Source organism: Chitinophaga arvensicola (genome assembly GCF_900110835.1).
Taxonomy (GTDB): domain Bacteria; phylum Bacteroidota; class Bacteroidia; order Chitinophagales; family Chitinophagaceae; genus Chitinophaga; species Chitinophaga arvensicola.
In genome coordinates this window covers 3,401,869-3,417,318 of sequence record NZ_FOJG01000002.1, presented here as the reverse complement: position 1 = coordinate 3,417,318, position 15,450 = coordinate 3,401,869, and the positions used below count along the sequence as shown (strand labels likewise).

Here is a 15,450-nt window from a genome sequence, read left to right as displayed (position 1 = left end):
GCATTGGCCCCCGGATTACAGGTATTGCGTATGCAAAAAACTGCCGTTCCCTTTACACGCAAGGATTTCGGGGATGATTTTCTTTGGGGTGTTACTATTTCTGCTTTTCAGAATGAAGGTGCCTTCAATACAGATGGCAAAGGACCCTCTATTTGGGATACTTTCTCCGGCCGCAAGGGAAAGATCAAAGATAAAAGCCACGCGCAGACAGCGACCGACTTTTATAACCGCTACACACAAGATATACTGCTGGCCAAACTACTTGGCTTTTCGGTGTTCCGTTTTTCATTGTCCTGGTCACGTATCATGCCTAAGGGCACGGGTGCGGTGAACCCGGCCGGCATCGACTTTTACCACCGGGTAATAGACGCCTGCCTGGAACTGGGACTGGAGCCTTATGTGACCCTTTATCACTGGGATCTGCCCCAGGCGCTGGAACATAAAGGCGGTTGGGCCCACCGGGGGGTTGTTTTTGCTTTTGAAGAATTTGTACGGGTATGCGCCCGTGAGTTTGGCAATAAGGTAAAGAACTGGATCGTGATGAACGAGCCTTTTGGCTTTACAGCGCTGGGTTATATGCTGGGGGTACACGCCCCCGGGAAATTCGGTTTGTCCTGGTTTTTGCCGGCAGTGCACCATGCGGTGATGGCGCAGGCGGAAGGAGGACGGGTACTCCGGGAGGAAGTATCCGGCGCCAATATCGGCACCGCATTGTCCTGTTCGCAGATTATTTCGAATACCAATAGTGAAGCGGATGTAAAGGCGGCCCGCCGTGCAGATGCGTTGTTTAACCGCCTGTTTCTCGAACCCTCCCTGGGTATGGGCTACCCGACAGATGATTTCCCCCTGCTCAAACGTATAGAGCGGAGATATGCGCTGTGGCGTGATTGGGACCGGCTGGCCTTTGATTTTGATTTCATCGGCGTCCAGAATTATTTCCCCCTGGTCGTGAAGTACAATACTTTTATGCCAGTGGTTAAAATATCGGAAGTAAAAGCACGGTACAGGAATGTACCACTCACAGGATTGGGCTGGGAGATTAACGGCAACGGGCTGTACGAAGTGCTCCGTCAGTTTGCCGCCTACGATGGCGTTAAAAAACTGATCGTTACAGAAGGCGGCGCCGCTTTTCCTGATTTACCCGGCACTGATGGCCGTATTGCGGATACCGCACGTATCAGTTATTTCCAGGAATACCTGGCTGCTGTATTAAAAGCCCGGCAGGAAGGAATTCCGGTAGATGGCTATTTTGCCTGGACCCTTACCGATAACTTCGAATGGGCCGAGGGCTACCGTGCCCGCTTCGGCCTTGTATATGTGAATTTCGAAACACAACAACGGATGATCAAAGACTCCGGTTACTGGTTCCGGGAGTTGCTGTCGCCGGAGGAATAAGATATTTACAAAACAAAAAAGGAAGACCATCGGTCTTCCTTTTTTGTTGCTGGTGTATAGCCGGCTATTGCGCCAGGCGCTTAAAGAACCAGATATCGCGTAAACTGAAATTAAATACTGCATTTACATAGGTCTCTTTTACCAATGCGCCGCCAGTAGCACCCCGTTGCCCCGCTTCCAGTCCTACATAATACCTGAGTTGCCCGTTTTTATTAGGCAATGATACGCCCAGTGTACCGGAAACGTCCGAGATTTGTGTGTCGCCTATTACCAGGGGCGTTTTTGTGTAGCTGAATCCGGCCTGTAACACCGCGCCTTCAAAACTCTGATTATAGTACTGGCGTTTGATGGCGTATTCTAAACCGGTAGAATAACGTTCGCCATCCTGGTAGCGATAGGTAGTACCTTTTTCATTCAGGCTGTTCCAGAGCTGGTGGCGGTAATCAGCTACCCAGGTAATAGTACCGTTGGTAAGACTTAATCCTGCACCATATTCTGCCGGCAGTGTAAACCAGGAAGGCTCACCATCTTTGGTATATAATACCGTACCATCCTGGTTCACGATATTCAGTTTATCCTGCAGCTTCATTTTGGTTTCGAAGCGGTAGGTGCCGCCGATTCCCAGTTGCCAGTCTTTGGTTATTTTACCGGTGTATTGTGCACCCGCGGTGAAGTTGGGTTTGAAGCCGTATTTATTGTGTTGTGTTTGTGTGGAATCGGAACCAACATAGTTGGTAACATTCAGCGGGCCAAAGAGGAAGGCGGTGGATACGCCTACAGAAAAATGTTTGTTAAGCTGAAATCCATTGGAAATATAAGCCCGGTTAAAACCGCCGGTACCGGTGGTTGTAGCAGTAACCGGTGTACCCGTTCCCGTTATGAACTGCTGATTCAGCAGTTTGTAATCGATGGTGCTGAATGGCGTAATACCCGCACCAATGCCCCACCAGGAGGCTGCTTTAAATCCCAGTGCTGCCCGTTTGAAATTGATATCGCCTGCACTTTGAGAAATATTGGTACCGGTATAGTTTACCTGTTGTGCTTTCAGTGATACATCAAACATAAAGTTCTGTGTTGGAAGTGCACTGTAGGAAGCAGGATTGAGTTCGTTCAGATAACCGGAGTGGCGACGGGCAATACCCGTGCTTCCCAACCCGAAATTGCGGCTGTAATCCCTTGTTTCCAGGTCTCCTATGCCATAAGCAGAGTAAATGGAATTAAGGCCACGTTGTGCTTTCACGGTCGCAGCGCACAACAGGATTATTACTAAACTGCTATATATTTTTATTCGCATGAGTTCCTTTATTTATACAACAGGTAGTATAACTGTATTTTGAGCTGGTTCTGTAAATTTTTCTGATCACCGATCACAAGTCTGTCGAGGGATGTTCTGCCATCTGTCGCGCTTGGACTGAGCAGTAATCCACGGGAATTTAAATCCGATACAGTTTGCTCTTTGATAACATAGTTGGTGATGTCGAAAGTATAGTTGGTATTTTTGTCATACAGTTTATCTACTGTCAGCTGGCCATAGGCAAGGGTATCGGTTACCTGGTTCAGTTTATTCACTTCTGAGAGCACCATTCTGGGCGGCAGCCGGTCGTTGATATCGTAGGTGCCGGTAACCGGTTTGAGTGTCATATATACTTTCATGACTTTAAAGAACTGGCCGAGGTATACCAGGTTTTTGATATAGGGAATATCCAGTCGTATAGCCGATCCCGTGAGTGTTTGGGTATAGGCAATATTGTTGGTGTTTTCTGAAGGCAGTTCCCTGACATTACCAGTGAGTGCCGCCAGTGGTGTGCCGGTACGGTCCACAATCACCTGGTTAAATTGCAGGTTGGAAGCCTGCATTTTGAAATCTACGTATTTAACGGTGGTAATGGCTTCGTTGATGTGGTAATATAACCGCATCACGAGGCCGGTATCTGTGGCTGCGAAGCCGGTAACGGCCTGGCTGCCCGGACCTCCTCTTACATTCAGTCCTTTAAAGAATTCGATAAATGTATTGTTGGCAGTAATATCAGGACTCTTATCACGCAGCATGGTAAAGAGCTGGTTACCCAGTTGATCCGACATGGGAATGGTCACTATTTTATCCGTTTTAGGGCGGATAATACCACTGTAACTTCCTATGGGAGTGCTTTCTGTGGAGAAGTTGCTGTTATTATACAGATAATAGTAAGTCGGAGGGATTACAATGTTGGAAGTAACCCGGTAAACCTGGAGTTGCTGCGGTACCGTTGAATCTCCGGCTACATATCCATTGGGGTGCATAATAAGCACCATGGAATCATATTTTGAACCGTTAGCGGGTATATCTATCGTCGCCGGCTGTGCAATCTGGAAAAACGACTGTATCGTGGACGTTCCAAAAATCGGATCGGCCCTTTTACCCGCCAGCAGAATGTTCTGGCTGGAAGTAGGTACAGAATCCTGCTGGATGGTTTTTACCCTTACGGTAAGGGTATCGGTGAGAATATAATCTGTATTCTGATTATTATCAACAATATTGTTATAAGAAAACCCCGTTTTCTGGCAGGAGGAGATGGCGGCCACCACTAAAATTACCGGAAAGTACCTTCGCATACTCCCTGTTAAACGCCTGAAAAATAAATGATACATGGTATTGTTCATGGTGCGCAATTTTAGACAGGATCGATACTTTCAGTTCCTTTAATATGCCAACAGCCAAAATTTATCGATGAATAACGAAATATATCCTTTATGCCGCCAATAGCACTGCAACCAGCATTTCGGGCCAAAGAATCCAACTGGTAGATGAAATAACGTTATCCGTCCGCTAAAAACAGGGGAACAGCTATTTCCTGTTTGCCGGAATGCTCCTGCGGATAATTTTGGCTATAGTAAAAAGAACATGCTAATGCGATATTTAAAAGGTTATAGTTTATTATTGATGGCTTCCCTGGCGGCCTGTTCGAAAGGTTCAAACTCCACTACACTGGTTGGGAACTGGATTAAGCGGGGGCAATATGATGGTGTAGCCAGAAGTTCAGCTGCTTCGTTCGTAATTGATAATAAAGCCTACGTTGGAACCGGGTATGATGGTACAGAAAGAAAACAGGATTTCTGGGTGTACAATGTAGACACGAACTTATGGACAAACATCACATCATTTAAGGGCGTTGCCCGTAATGGTGCGGTGGGTATGGCAATGGCAGGAAAAGGCTACGTGGGTACAGGGTACGACGGATTAAACAAACTGAAAGACTTCTACGAATATGATCCGGCTACCAATGCCTGGACGGAAAAAGCCGCATTTGGTGGTACTGCCCGCTATGGTGCGGTGTCTTTTGCACTGAAAGATAAAGGATATATCACCACTGGTTACGATGGTAACTGGTTAAAGGACAACTGGCAATATGATCCGGCTACCAATACCTGGAACCAGGCGCAAAGCTTCAACAGCGGTAAAAGAACAGATGCTTCCGCTTTTGTGATCGGTAACAAGGCATATGTTTGTATGGGTACTGCCAACTCTTCTCCTGTAACCGATTTCTACGCATTTGATGGCGATGCACAAACCTGGACGCAGCTCAACCCGATTGCCAACGTAAGCGATGACAGCTTCGATGATGCCTACAATTTCGCAGGTAGCAGCGCCGCCGCTTTCGCTATAAAAGGTAAAGGATACATCGTTTCCGGTATTAAAGGTGGTTATTCCGCCGCTGTGTGGGAATATACACCAGGCACCGACCGCTGGATACAGAAAACAGACTTTGAAGGAGCTGCACGTTCAGGATCTACCGGCTTTAACGTAAAAGACCGTGGTTTTGTAACACTGGGTACCAGTTCCAGCCAACCGTTCGATGATACCTGGGAATTTGATCCAAACGCAGAGTATAATAAAAATGACTAAACGTAATATCATCACTTTTTGTGGCATCACGCTGATCGTGCTGGCAGTAGTAACAGGGTTTTCCTATCAGCGTACCAATCATGACGCTGATATGGTACCCATAGAGGCGGAAGCCTTCCAGATCCGTGATGGATGGGGATACCAGGTGAAAATCGACGGACGCCCCTATATCTACCAGGATATGATTCCGGGTGTTGATGGCCACCGCACTTTCCGTTCAAAGGAAAATGCGCTGAAGGTGGGAAATGTAGTGGTACAGAAATTAATGAACCACAAAATTCCATCTATGTCGCAGGAAGAATTACTAGCCCTGCACATACCGGAAGCCCAATAAGTGAAGCATTAAAATATTTGAATGCGGGTTTTGTCTTTCCGTTTTATACCGGGAAAGACAGGGCCCGTATTTAGCTATTTTAAGCTGTTTTTAATTTCTTTATTAAATTTAACAATCCCTTATAGCGGATTAACAAACTTTAACACAAGCCTAACCCTATCTGGTGTAAGTTTATCGCATCAAACAATACGATGCTGAATTTTAAACGGATTATCAAAAGTCGTCCCTTCCTCATTTCACTGCACATCCTGGGCTGGACGTGCTTTCTGTTTTTCCCCTTTTTCATCTATCGTATCCAGATTCTTCATACAGGTTTCTTTATAAAGGAACTCATTGATAACCTCTTTCTCATTGGTATTTTTTACCTGAATATTTATGTACTGATCCCCCGTTTCTTCAACGGAAAAAAGATCATGATCTATCTCTGCAGCATTGTTTTGCTGATCGTTTTTATTACAGCGCAACAGGCAGCCTTAAATTATTATTTCTTCCGAAACATATCGCACCGGCTTCCTCCGATGATGACTTTGCGGATGGACAAAAGATTTAACAATTCAGAAGTAACATCTGATAACTTTCCACCGTTTCACCGTCGTCGTATGATGATGAGGAATGCGGACCTGAACGAGGAACCAGTACCAGCAGGAGATGCCATTCCTGCTAAACTGGCCACCAGAGACGCTACTGCGCCTGCTACCGGAAGCCTTGCCTATGGAGCCGTACAACCAGTGGTTCCTACCCTCGTGGAAGCGGACGCACCAAGCCTGCTGGAATATCTTTTTTTCCCGGAAGTATTGAGACGATCGGGATTCTTTGCTTTGCTGATGTTGTTTATGAGCGGATTTATAAAGATAGCGCTCGAATGGTTTAAAAGCGAGAAACAACGGGAGGAACTGAAAGTGGAGAAGTTGAATGCGGAATTAAAATTTTTAAAGTCGCAGATTAATCCTCACTTCCTTTTTAACTGTCTGAATACTATTTACTCGCTGGCACATAAACAGTCGGCGCAAACGGAACACGCGATTCTGAAGTTGTCAACCATTATGCGGTACATGATTTATGAGTCCAATGAAGCCCGGGTGTTATTGTCGCATGAACTGAAATACCTGCATGATTACATCGAGATTCAACGTTTGCGGTTGCCGAAGGATATAGAGATCAACTACCGGTTAAGTGGCAATGCCGATGGAGTGCAGATAGAACCGATGCTGCTGGTGCCTTTTGTGGAGAATGCCTTTAAACACGGAATCAGTTACACCGAAGATTCCTTTATAGATATAGATATTGCTACAACTGAAGATATGATCAGATTAACGGTTAAGAACAGTCACTTTAAAGAACGGGTGGCCGAAAGGGGCGGAATTGGCCTGGATAACGTATTAAAAAGATTGGCGCTGCTCTATGAGCATGAACATGAGATCGATATGACGGAAACGGAAAACCAATTTATTGTTGATCTTAAAATTGTGTTGAACAAATGATAAAGTGTATTGCAGTGGATGACGAGCCGCTGGCGCTGGAAATCATCGAAGATTACATCCGTAAGGTACCTTTTCTTACCCTGGCTGGTAAATTCGAAAATGCAGCCACCGCGTTGCGTTTCATCCAGGATGAACCGGTAGACCTGGTATTTCTCGACATTAAAATGCCCGATATTACCGGTATCCAGTTTTTGAAATCCCTCAAATATCCGCCCATGGTGGTATTTACTACCGCTTATGGAGAATATGCCCTCGATGGCTTTAACCTGGACGTAGTAGATTACCTCCTGAAACCCGTGCCTTTTGAACGCTTTCTGAAAGCGGCCGCCAAAGCCAGCGAAACCTGGTCGGTGTCCCAGCAGAAAAACGTCAGCGCCGGTAATAACGCCATCCCCATGGACGCGGCCTGGGTCAACGATTACATCTTCATCAAAACAGAATATAAGATCATTAAGATCAACCTGGAAGATATTCTTTTCATCGAAGCACTTAAAGACTATACGAAAATTTATACGCATAATCTGCCCGTACTCACACTGCGCAGCCTGAAATCATTCGAAACCCGTTTACCCGCCGATAAATTTATCCGGGTACACCGTTCCTACCTGGTTTCACTCAATAAAATAAACTGTGTGGAAAAAAATACCGTGATGATCGCCAACCAGTCCATCCCCATTTCAGATGGCTACCGCGACCGGTTTTATGATGTGATTAACAGAAATTCCTAATATATTTCCCCTCCGGGGATGCCAATAAAGGGGGAACAGCGTGCTGCACGCTGTTCCCCCTTTTCTTTCCGTTTAAAAAAATGCGAAATGCAAAATCCCAAAATTTTCGGAACTTTGCTTCCTTTCAAGACCACCAACCACCATTAATTATTATTCTTTTATCAAAAACCACCAGACATTGGAAAGAATATACTTCGACAATGCAGCAACCACATCGCTGGACCCGGCGGTATTGGAAGCAATGCTGCCATTTATGACGGAAAAATTCGGCAACCCTTCCTCTATCTATTCTTATGGACGGGAATCAAGGCTGGGTATCGAAAATGCACGTAAATCAGTCGCCAAAACATTGAACGCGCATCCGGGAGAAATCTTTTTTACCTCCGGCGGAACAGAAAGCAGCAACACCGCCATCAACGCGGCAGTAAAAGACCTCGGTTGCAAGCATATCATTTCTTCGCCGATTGAGCACCACGCCACCCTGCACACCGTAGAGTACCTGCACCACCACGATGGGGTAGCCCTTTCTTTTGTCAATGTGCTGCCTAGCGGCCATATTGATATGGACCACCTGCGTGAACTCCTGCAAAACTCCACAGAGCGTTGCCTGGTGACCCTCATGCACGCCAACAATGAAATCGGCAACCTGCTCGATATGCAGGCTGTAGGTAACCTCTGCAAAGAGTTTGATGCCATCTTCCATTCCGACACCGTGCAAACCGTAGGTCACTATCCGTTCGACCTGCGCAACACCCCCGTACATTTTATTACCGGCGCCGGACACAAGTTCCATGGCCCTAAAGGAGTGGGTATCCTTTATATCAACGAAAACGTTAAAATAACGCCTTTCATCCAGGGAGGCAGCCAGGAACGCAATATGCGCGCCGGTACAGAAAACCTGTATGGCATCATTGGTTTCGCCAAAGCACTGGAACTGGCTACCTTACACCACGACGAACACAGTGCCCATATCAATGGCCTGCGTATGTACATGGCAGAACAGCTGCAAAAACACATTCCGGAAGTGACCTTCAATGGTGATCTCCACGGCCGCAGCCTGTACACCGTCCTGAACGTGGCTTTCCCTAAGTCAGAAAAAACGGAGATGATCCTGTTCAACATGGACATCAACGGCATCTGCGCCTCCGGTGGCAGTGCGTGTACCTCCGGCGCCAATGCCGGATCTCACGTTATTCGCGCCATCAATAGCAATCCTAACCAGATTGCGGTTCGCTTCTCTTTCTGTAAAAATAACACCAAAGCAGAAGTAGACCAGGTAGTAGCCAAACTGACCGAACTGATGTAATCAGCAAAATACCTCATAGCGAAGCCGTCCAGCTACCATGCCGGACGGCTTCGTCGTTTTAGGGCAGGTATCAGCCTACCTCAGATGGCAGTTCCATACCGGTTTACAGCATGATTGTGTATATTTTACATTGATCCCGGTTTGTAATGTTCCGAAATCGTACAACCGGTGTATCAAAACCGTACACGGCGCATAGGCTATGTTATTTACGCTATTTGATTATCAATCATTTGAATACTGGTATTTTTTTTGGCCGGAAATCACATGCTCAAGAACTACCTTACCATCGCCTGCCGCAATTTGTTAAGGAACAAATTGTTCTCTATGATCAATATTATTGGCCTCGCATCGGGGATGGTCATTGCCCTGCTGATTGGCCTGTGGATAACCGACGAGCTCCAGTTTGATCACTATTACGAAAAGCACGATCGCCTGGCACAGGTAGCCGTACAACCCAGCGATAAAGGAATTATCTATACCAATCTGATCATACAGATGCCCCTTGGCAATGAGCTTCGCACGAAGTACGGGAAAGATTTTAAGTATAGCTCGCTGGTAGCCGGGAGAGGGGCGCATGTGCTGGCGGCAGGTGATAAAAAGTTATCCGGTGTGGCAATGTATGCAGAAAAGGATTTCCCGGAAATGTTTTCGCTGCAGATGTTGAAAGGTAACAGAGGCGCCCTGAAAGATCCTTCTACCTGTTTGCTTTCACAATCCAAAGCACTCGCAGTTTTTGGGCAGCAGGATCCGATCAACAAAACTATTCTTATAGATAATAACGTGACATTGAAAGTAGGCGGTGTTTATAAAGACCTGCCGGAGAACACCTCTTTCTATGAAACCGACTGCATCATGCCCTGGGAAAATAAAGCCAACTGGTTTAACTCAGACGACCCGCAGGGCAATTGGTATAACCATTGCGGACTCCTCTATGTACAGTTGGAAGATCATGTGACGATGGAGCAGGCAGCTGCTTCCATAAAAGATGCACCTGTGAGCCATATCCAGGGATATGTGGAAAATGCCACTTTGTTCCCCCTGGATAAACTGCATTTATACAATGAGTTTAACAATGGAAAGATGTCAGGTGGCCGGATCCAGCATGTATGGCTCTTCGGGATCATCGGCGTATTTGTGCTGCTGCTGGCCTGTATCAACTTCATGAATCTGAGCACGGCCAGGAGCGAACGAAGGGCAAAAGAAGTGGGTATCCGCAAAGCCATCGGCTCCCTGCGCGGGCAGCTGATCGGGCAATTCATCTGCGAATCATTGGCTGTGGCCTTCTTATCGTTGTTGCTGGCACTTGTGCTGGTGCAACTTTCACTTCCTCTTTTCAATGCCCTGGCAAACAAACATATGTCCCTGCCCTGGAGCAATATTTATTTCTGGGGATCTCTTTTTGCCTTCACTTTTCTTACCGGCCTCGTAGCGGGCAGCTATCCGGCCTTTTATTTGTCGGCGTTTCAGCCAATCCGCGTACTCAAAGGTACTTTCCGGGTCGGCCGTTGGGCCGCTGTACCACGGAAGGCATTGGTAGTTGTACAGTTTACGGTGTCCGTTACCCTGATCATCGGAACCATCATCGTTTTCCGCCAGATACAATATGCAAAGGACAGACCCGTTGGCTACGACCGGGCAGGACTTATTGCTGTTGAGATGAATACTGACGATCTGCACAATCATGACGAAGCCATCCGCAGGGAATTGCTGCAGAGTGGTGTTATAACAGATATGGGAGAAACCAACAGCCTGCCTACGGAAATATCTTCCGGTAACGGCGGTTTTTACTGGAAAGGTGTTGAGCCCGGGAACAACTTTAACTTCGGGACGCTCAATGTAGACTATGACTATGGTCGTACTGTTGGCTGGAAGGTAGTAGCAGGGCGCGACTTTTCCAGGAGCTTTCCCGCAGATACAGCCAGCAGCATGGGAGGTGTTATCCTGAATGAATCGGCCGCAAAATTGACAGGACTCCAGCATCCTGTCGGGGAAATTATCAACTACAAGGGTACCATCTTTGCCAATGTTCCCCATGTTATTGTAGGGGTGGTAAAAGATATGGTGATGGAATCTCCTTATGGGAAACCTGCACCGGTCATATTTTTTTGCGGGAACAGAAGTTGGATGAGCAGCATGGTGCTTCGTATCCATCCGAAGATACCTGTACGCCAGGCGCTTGCTAAAATTGAGCCGGTGTTCAAAAAATATAATCCCGGAAGTCCCTTCGATTTCCGTTTCATCGATGATATCTATGCAAAGAAATTTGCCGACGAAGAACGTATTGGCAGGCTGGCAGGTATTTTTGCAGCCTTAGCTATCTTTATTTCCTGCCTTGGCCTGTTCGGGCTGGCTTCATTCATGGTGGAACAACGGGTCAAAGAGATTGGTGTACGTAAAGTACTGGGGGCAACGGTTTTCAATTTATGGAAGCTGTTGTCAAAGGATTTTCTGGTCCTGGTTATCTTCTCCTGCGTGATTGCTATTCCGCTAACCTGGTATTTCCTGCACGCCTGGCTGCAGAAGTATGAATATCATACGAACATCAGTTGGTGGATCTTTGCCGCTACAGGAGCCGGCGCCCTGATGATTACGCTATTGACCGTGAGTTACCAGGCTATTCAGGCTGCTCTGGCTAACCCGGTGAAGAGTTTAAGAAGCGAATAATTTTGAAAGAAGCGATGGGAGTATCCCAAAAAGAAAAGCGCCGGTATTTCCTGCGCTTTTCTTTTTGGGCAGAGCGTTTGCAAACTAGTGCATGAACTCCTTGATATCCTGCATGATCCTTTTGGCGATATTATCTGCCGTAGTCTCATTCTGACTTTCTGCATAAATGCGGATAATAGGCTCTGTATTGGAAGTACGGAGATGTACCCAATCCTTGTCGAACTCTATTTTCAGTCCGTCTTCTGTATTCAGCGGTTGGTTTTTATACTTCACCTTGATTTTTTCGAAGATGGTTTTTACATCTACACCTTTATCCAGCTCTATTTTGTTTTTAGAGATGAAGTAGTCGGGGTAGCTGTTGCGCAATGCTTTGATGCTTTTTTTGCTGTGGGCCAGGTGGCTCAGGAATAACCCGATACCGATCAGGGCGTCGCGGCCGTAGTGCAGGTCCGGAACAATGATACCACCATTGCCTTCCCCGCCGATTACGGCATTGGTATCTTTCATTTTCTTTACCACATTTACTTCACCTACAGCAGATGGCGTGTATTGGCCGCCATGCTTCAGTGTAACGTCTTTCAACGCCTGTGTGGAAGACATATTGGAAACGGTGTTACCCTTTCTCTTGCTTAATACGTAGTCTGCTACCGCTACCAGGGTGTATTCTTCCCCGAACATGCTGCCATCTTCGCAAACAAAGCAAAGGCGGTCTACATCCGGATCTACAGCAATACCCAGGTCGGCATTGGATTTATTTACTTCGTTGGACAGGGCCGTCAGGTTTTCTGCCAGTGGCTCGGGATTGTGGCTGAATTTGCCGTTTACTTCGCCAAACAATACTTCCACTTCTTCCACACCCAATGCTTTCAGCAAAGGAGGAACAAATAAAGCACCGGTAGAATTTACCGCGTCTATTACTACCTTGAAATTGCGGGCCTTGATGGCAGGTACATCCACTAAGGGGTAGTTCACCACCAGGTCAATATGCTTTTGCAGGTAAGAATCGTCTACCGTGTAGGTACCGAGCTTATTTACATCCGCAAAATTGAAGTCCTCGCGCTCTGCAATGTCCAGCAATGCAGCACCGTCTTCGCCGGAAATGAATTCGCCTTTGCTGTTGAGCAGTTTCAGGGCGTTCCATTCTCTCGGGTTATGGCTGGCGGTAAGGATAATACCGCCGGCGGCATTTTCCATGGTTACCGCCAGTTCTACGGTGGGGGTAGTGGATAAACCCAGGTCTACCACGTCAATACCCAGCCCGTTCAGGGTGGATACAACCAGGTTTTTTACCATTTCGCCGGAAATACGGCCATCACGGCCTATTACCACCTTACGGTTGTCTGTTTGCTGGCTGAGCCAGGTACCGTATGCCGCTGTGAATTTTACCACATCTAATGGAGAAAGTCCCTCGCCGGGCTTACCGCCTATGGTTCCGCGTATGCCGGATATCGATTTGATCAGTGCCACAAGATTCAATTTTTAAAGGAAGGCAAATATAAAAAAATCCATTCCAGAAATCCTAATTATGAAAAGATGATGCCTTATCCCCCCGGAACATCCCTGTTTTTCAATTTTACCCATTCACTTTTCACTATATTTGCAGCTACGCTTTTTAAAAAACAGCTATACGTTACATGCAATACTCGTGGAAGAATATACCCCGGTATATTCGTTATGTGTTTGTTCAAACGCTTTACCTCTTCCTGCTAATGGTGATGTTCAGGGCTATATTTTACCTGTTCTTCTTTAAAACAACCATTACAGAGCATGCAGCGATCATCAGGGCATGGAACCTGGGACTCAGATTTGACCTCCGGTTAGCGTTGTACCTGATGATTCCCGTACTACTGCTGGCGTTGATTACCCGTAATAAATTTTTTACCTCCCCGGCTATACGTAAATCCAATTTTATCTACTTTTTCCTGGTATACCTGCTGCTCACACTGCTGTATATCCTGGATCTGGGTCATTACGACTACCTCGGGCAGCGGCTGGATCCTTCCGTATTAAGGTTCCTAGCCAAAGGAGAACGGGCAGACAATGCCCGGATGGTGTGGCAGAGTTACCCGGTAGTGAGAGGCGCCCTTGGTATCTTTATATTTATGTTCCTGGTATACCGCCTGCAGAAGGCTACCTGGAAAAAATATGCTGCGCAACCGGTTATTTACCTGCGCAACTGGCCCTATACCGGCTATTTCATAGGAATGGTGTTGCTGTTTGCCGCCGGTATTTATGGAAATATTGCTTATTTCCCGCTCCGCTGGAGCCAGGCCATGTTTACCCGCGACAATGGCGTAACCAGCCTGGGACTCAACCCCATCTTGTATTTTGCCTCTAACTTTTCGGTGAAAGGAGATACTTACGATCTGCAAGCCACTAAAAAATATTACCCTGCGATAGCATCTTACCTGAAGGTAGACTCTACCGATGTGAATGGACTGAACTATGTGCGTACCATTGCTGGTGACAGCGCTAAACCCCGGCTCAATGTGGTGCTGGTAATGCTGGAATCTACCGGCGCCGCCGTTACCAGCATGTACGGAAACCCTATGCAGGCCACCCCTAATATGAAGCGCCTCGCCGATAGCGGTATCCTGTTCAAAAATTTCTATGTGCCAGCCATCAGTACGGCAAAGACAGTATTCGGGGTGCATACTGGTTTACCTGATATCACTGCCGTGAAAACGGCCAGCCGTCATCCCAAAATGCTGGATCAGCGTATCGTGATGGATCAGTTCAAAGGTTATGACCGGCTGTACCTCCTTGGAGGAAATACCAACTGGGCCAATATCCGCGCGGTGTTTACCAACAATGTGGAAGGCGTACGTATTTATGAGGAAGGCATGTATAAATCGCCAAAGGCCGATGTATGGGGCGTTTCCGACTACGACCTGATTACAGAAGCCAGTGGTATTTTTAAAGAAAATAATGATAAGAAGAAGCCCTTTGTAGCTTTCCTCCAGCTGGCAGACAATCATCCGCCTTACACCACCACCAGCGGCGCCGGCGATTTTAAGAAGCTGACGGAGAAAGATATCGACATGAAAAAGTTCAAACAATCGGGCTTTGTGTCGATCGATCAGTTTAATGCCCTGCGGTATGAAGACTATAACGTAGGCCACCTGATAGACATGGCCCGCAAGGACGGTTACCTGGACAATACCATTTTCGTGTTTTTCGGCGATCACAACTGCGTGCTGAATCCTTACAGCTTTATGCCGTTACCGGAATATGAACTGTCTACCGGTGGGGTGCATGTCACTGCGTTTATGTACAGTCCCAAACACCTGGCGCCGCAACAGATCAATACGCCCGGCAGCCTGCTGGATGTATATCCTACGGTGGCAAAGATGGTGGGTATGCCTTACCGGAACTATACCCTGGGTGTAGACCTGTTCGATAGTACCCGGGTGAATGATAAATATGTGTTCATCACTTATTTGCGTAACCAGATGCCTTTTTACGCTACATTAGGCGATCAGTATCTGTATGAAATCAATCTGATCACCAATGCTACGGCAATGTACGACCTGAAGGGCGACCCGTTGAAAAATATCCTTGCACAGCAACCGGATACAGCGAAAAGCCTCGATAATTTAACACGTGGCTTTTACGAAAGCACCCGATATTTGATGTTTAACAATAAAAAATAGCTGCCT

Annotated in this window: 11 protein-coding genes; 8 read left to right on the top strand and 3 right to left on the bottom strand. The window is 46.8% G+C overall.

Going from position 1 to position 15,450, the window contains the following annotated elements:
* Window positions 1-30 precede the first annotated feature (30 nt).
* Window positions 31-1,395, top strand: a complete 1,365-nt coding sequence (locus tag BMW79_RS30810; protein ID WP_089904467.1) for a GH1 family beta-glucosidase — start codon at window positions 31-33, stop codon at window positions 1,393-1,395.
* A gap of 64 nt (window positions 1,396-1,459) precedes the next feature.
* Here BMW79_RS30810 and BMW79_RS30805 read toward each other — a convergent pair whose 3' ends face one another.
* Complete coding sequence (locus BMW79_RS30805; RefSeq protein ID WP_143059305.1) at window positions 1,460-2,689, bottom strand: porin family protein; 1,230 nt, start codon at window positions 2,687-2,689, stop codon at window positions 1,460-1,462.
* A gap of 8 nt (window positions 2,690-2,697) precedes the next feature.
* Window positions 2,698-3,987, bottom strand: coding sequence for a DUF4270 family protein (locus BMW79_RS30800; protein ID WP_177192398.1), 1,290 nt, complete (start codon window positions 3,985-3,987; stop codon window positions 2,698-2,700).
* Window positions 3,988-4,282: 295 nt separating this feature from the next.
* Here BMW79_RS30800 and BMW79_RS30795 point away from each other — a divergent pair, with 295 nt between their 5' ends.
* The 6 genes from BMW79_RS30795 (at window position 4,283) to BMW79_RS30770 (ending at window position 11,791) form a co-directional block, all read left to right on the top strand.
* Window positions 4,283-5,278, top strand: coding sequence for a Kelch repeat-containing protein (locus BMW79_RS30795; protein WP_177192397.1), 996 nt, complete (start codon window positions 4,283-4,285; stop codon window positions 5,276-5,278).
* The gene (locus tag BMW79_RS30790; protein WP_177192396.1) at window positions 5,271-5,612 is read left to right on the top strand and encodes a DUF4907 domain-containing protein; all 342 of its coding nucleotides are present in this window, start codon (window positions 5,271-5,273) and stop codon (window positions 5,610-5,612) included. The genes BMW79_RS30795 and BMW79_RS30790 overlap by 8 nt, the downstream gene beginning before the upstream one ends.
* A 191-nt stretch (window positions 5,613-5,803) precedes the next feature.
* A complete protein-coding gene (locus BMW79_RS30785) occupies window positions 5,804-7,093 on the top strand; it encodes a sensor histidine kinase (protein ID WP_089902643.1) in 1,290 nt (429 codons plus the stop codon).
* Entirely contained in the window at window positions 7,090-7,821 is a 732-nt protein-coding gene (locus tag BMW79_RS30780) for a LytR/AlgR family response regulator transcription factor (RefSeq protein WP_089902640.1), read from the top strand. The genes BMW79_RS30785 and BMW79_RS30780 overlap by 4 nt, the downstream gene beginning before the upstream one ends.
* Window positions 7,822-7,999: 178 nt before the next feature.
* Window positions 8,000-9,127, top strand: a complete 1,128-nt coding sequence (locus BMW79_RS30775; RefSeq protein WP_089902637.1) for a cysteine desulfurase family protein — start codon at window positions 8,000-8,002, stop codon at window positions 9,125-9,127.
* A 324-nt stretch (window positions 9,128-9,451) separates the two neighbouring features.
* Complete coding sequence (locus BMW79_RS30770; RefSeq protein WP_245752752.1) at window positions 9,452-11,791, top strand: ABC transporter permease; 2,340 nt, start codon at window positions 9,452-9,454, stop codon at window positions 11,789-11,791.
* 84 nt (window positions 11,792-11,875) lie between these two features.
* Here the strand turns inward: BMW79_RS30770 and glmM are convergent, their stop codons facing one another.
* A complete protein-coding gene (gene glmM / locus BMW79_RS30765; RefSeq protein ID WP_089902631.1) occupies window positions 11,876-13,258 on the bottom strand; it encodes a phosphoglucosamine mutase in 1,383 nt (460 codons plus the stop codon).
* A gap of 167 nt (window positions 13,259-13,425) precedes the next feature.
* Here glmM and BMW79_RS30760 point away from each other — a divergent pair, with 167 nt between their 5' ends.
* Window positions 13,426-15,444 (top strand): LTA synthase family protein, encoded by a 2,019-nt coding sequence (locus BMW79_RS30760; RefSeq protein WP_089902626.1) that lies wholly within the window; start codon window positions 13,426-13,428, stop codon window positions 15,442-15,444.
* Window positions 15,445-15,450: the final 6 nt, after the last annotated feature.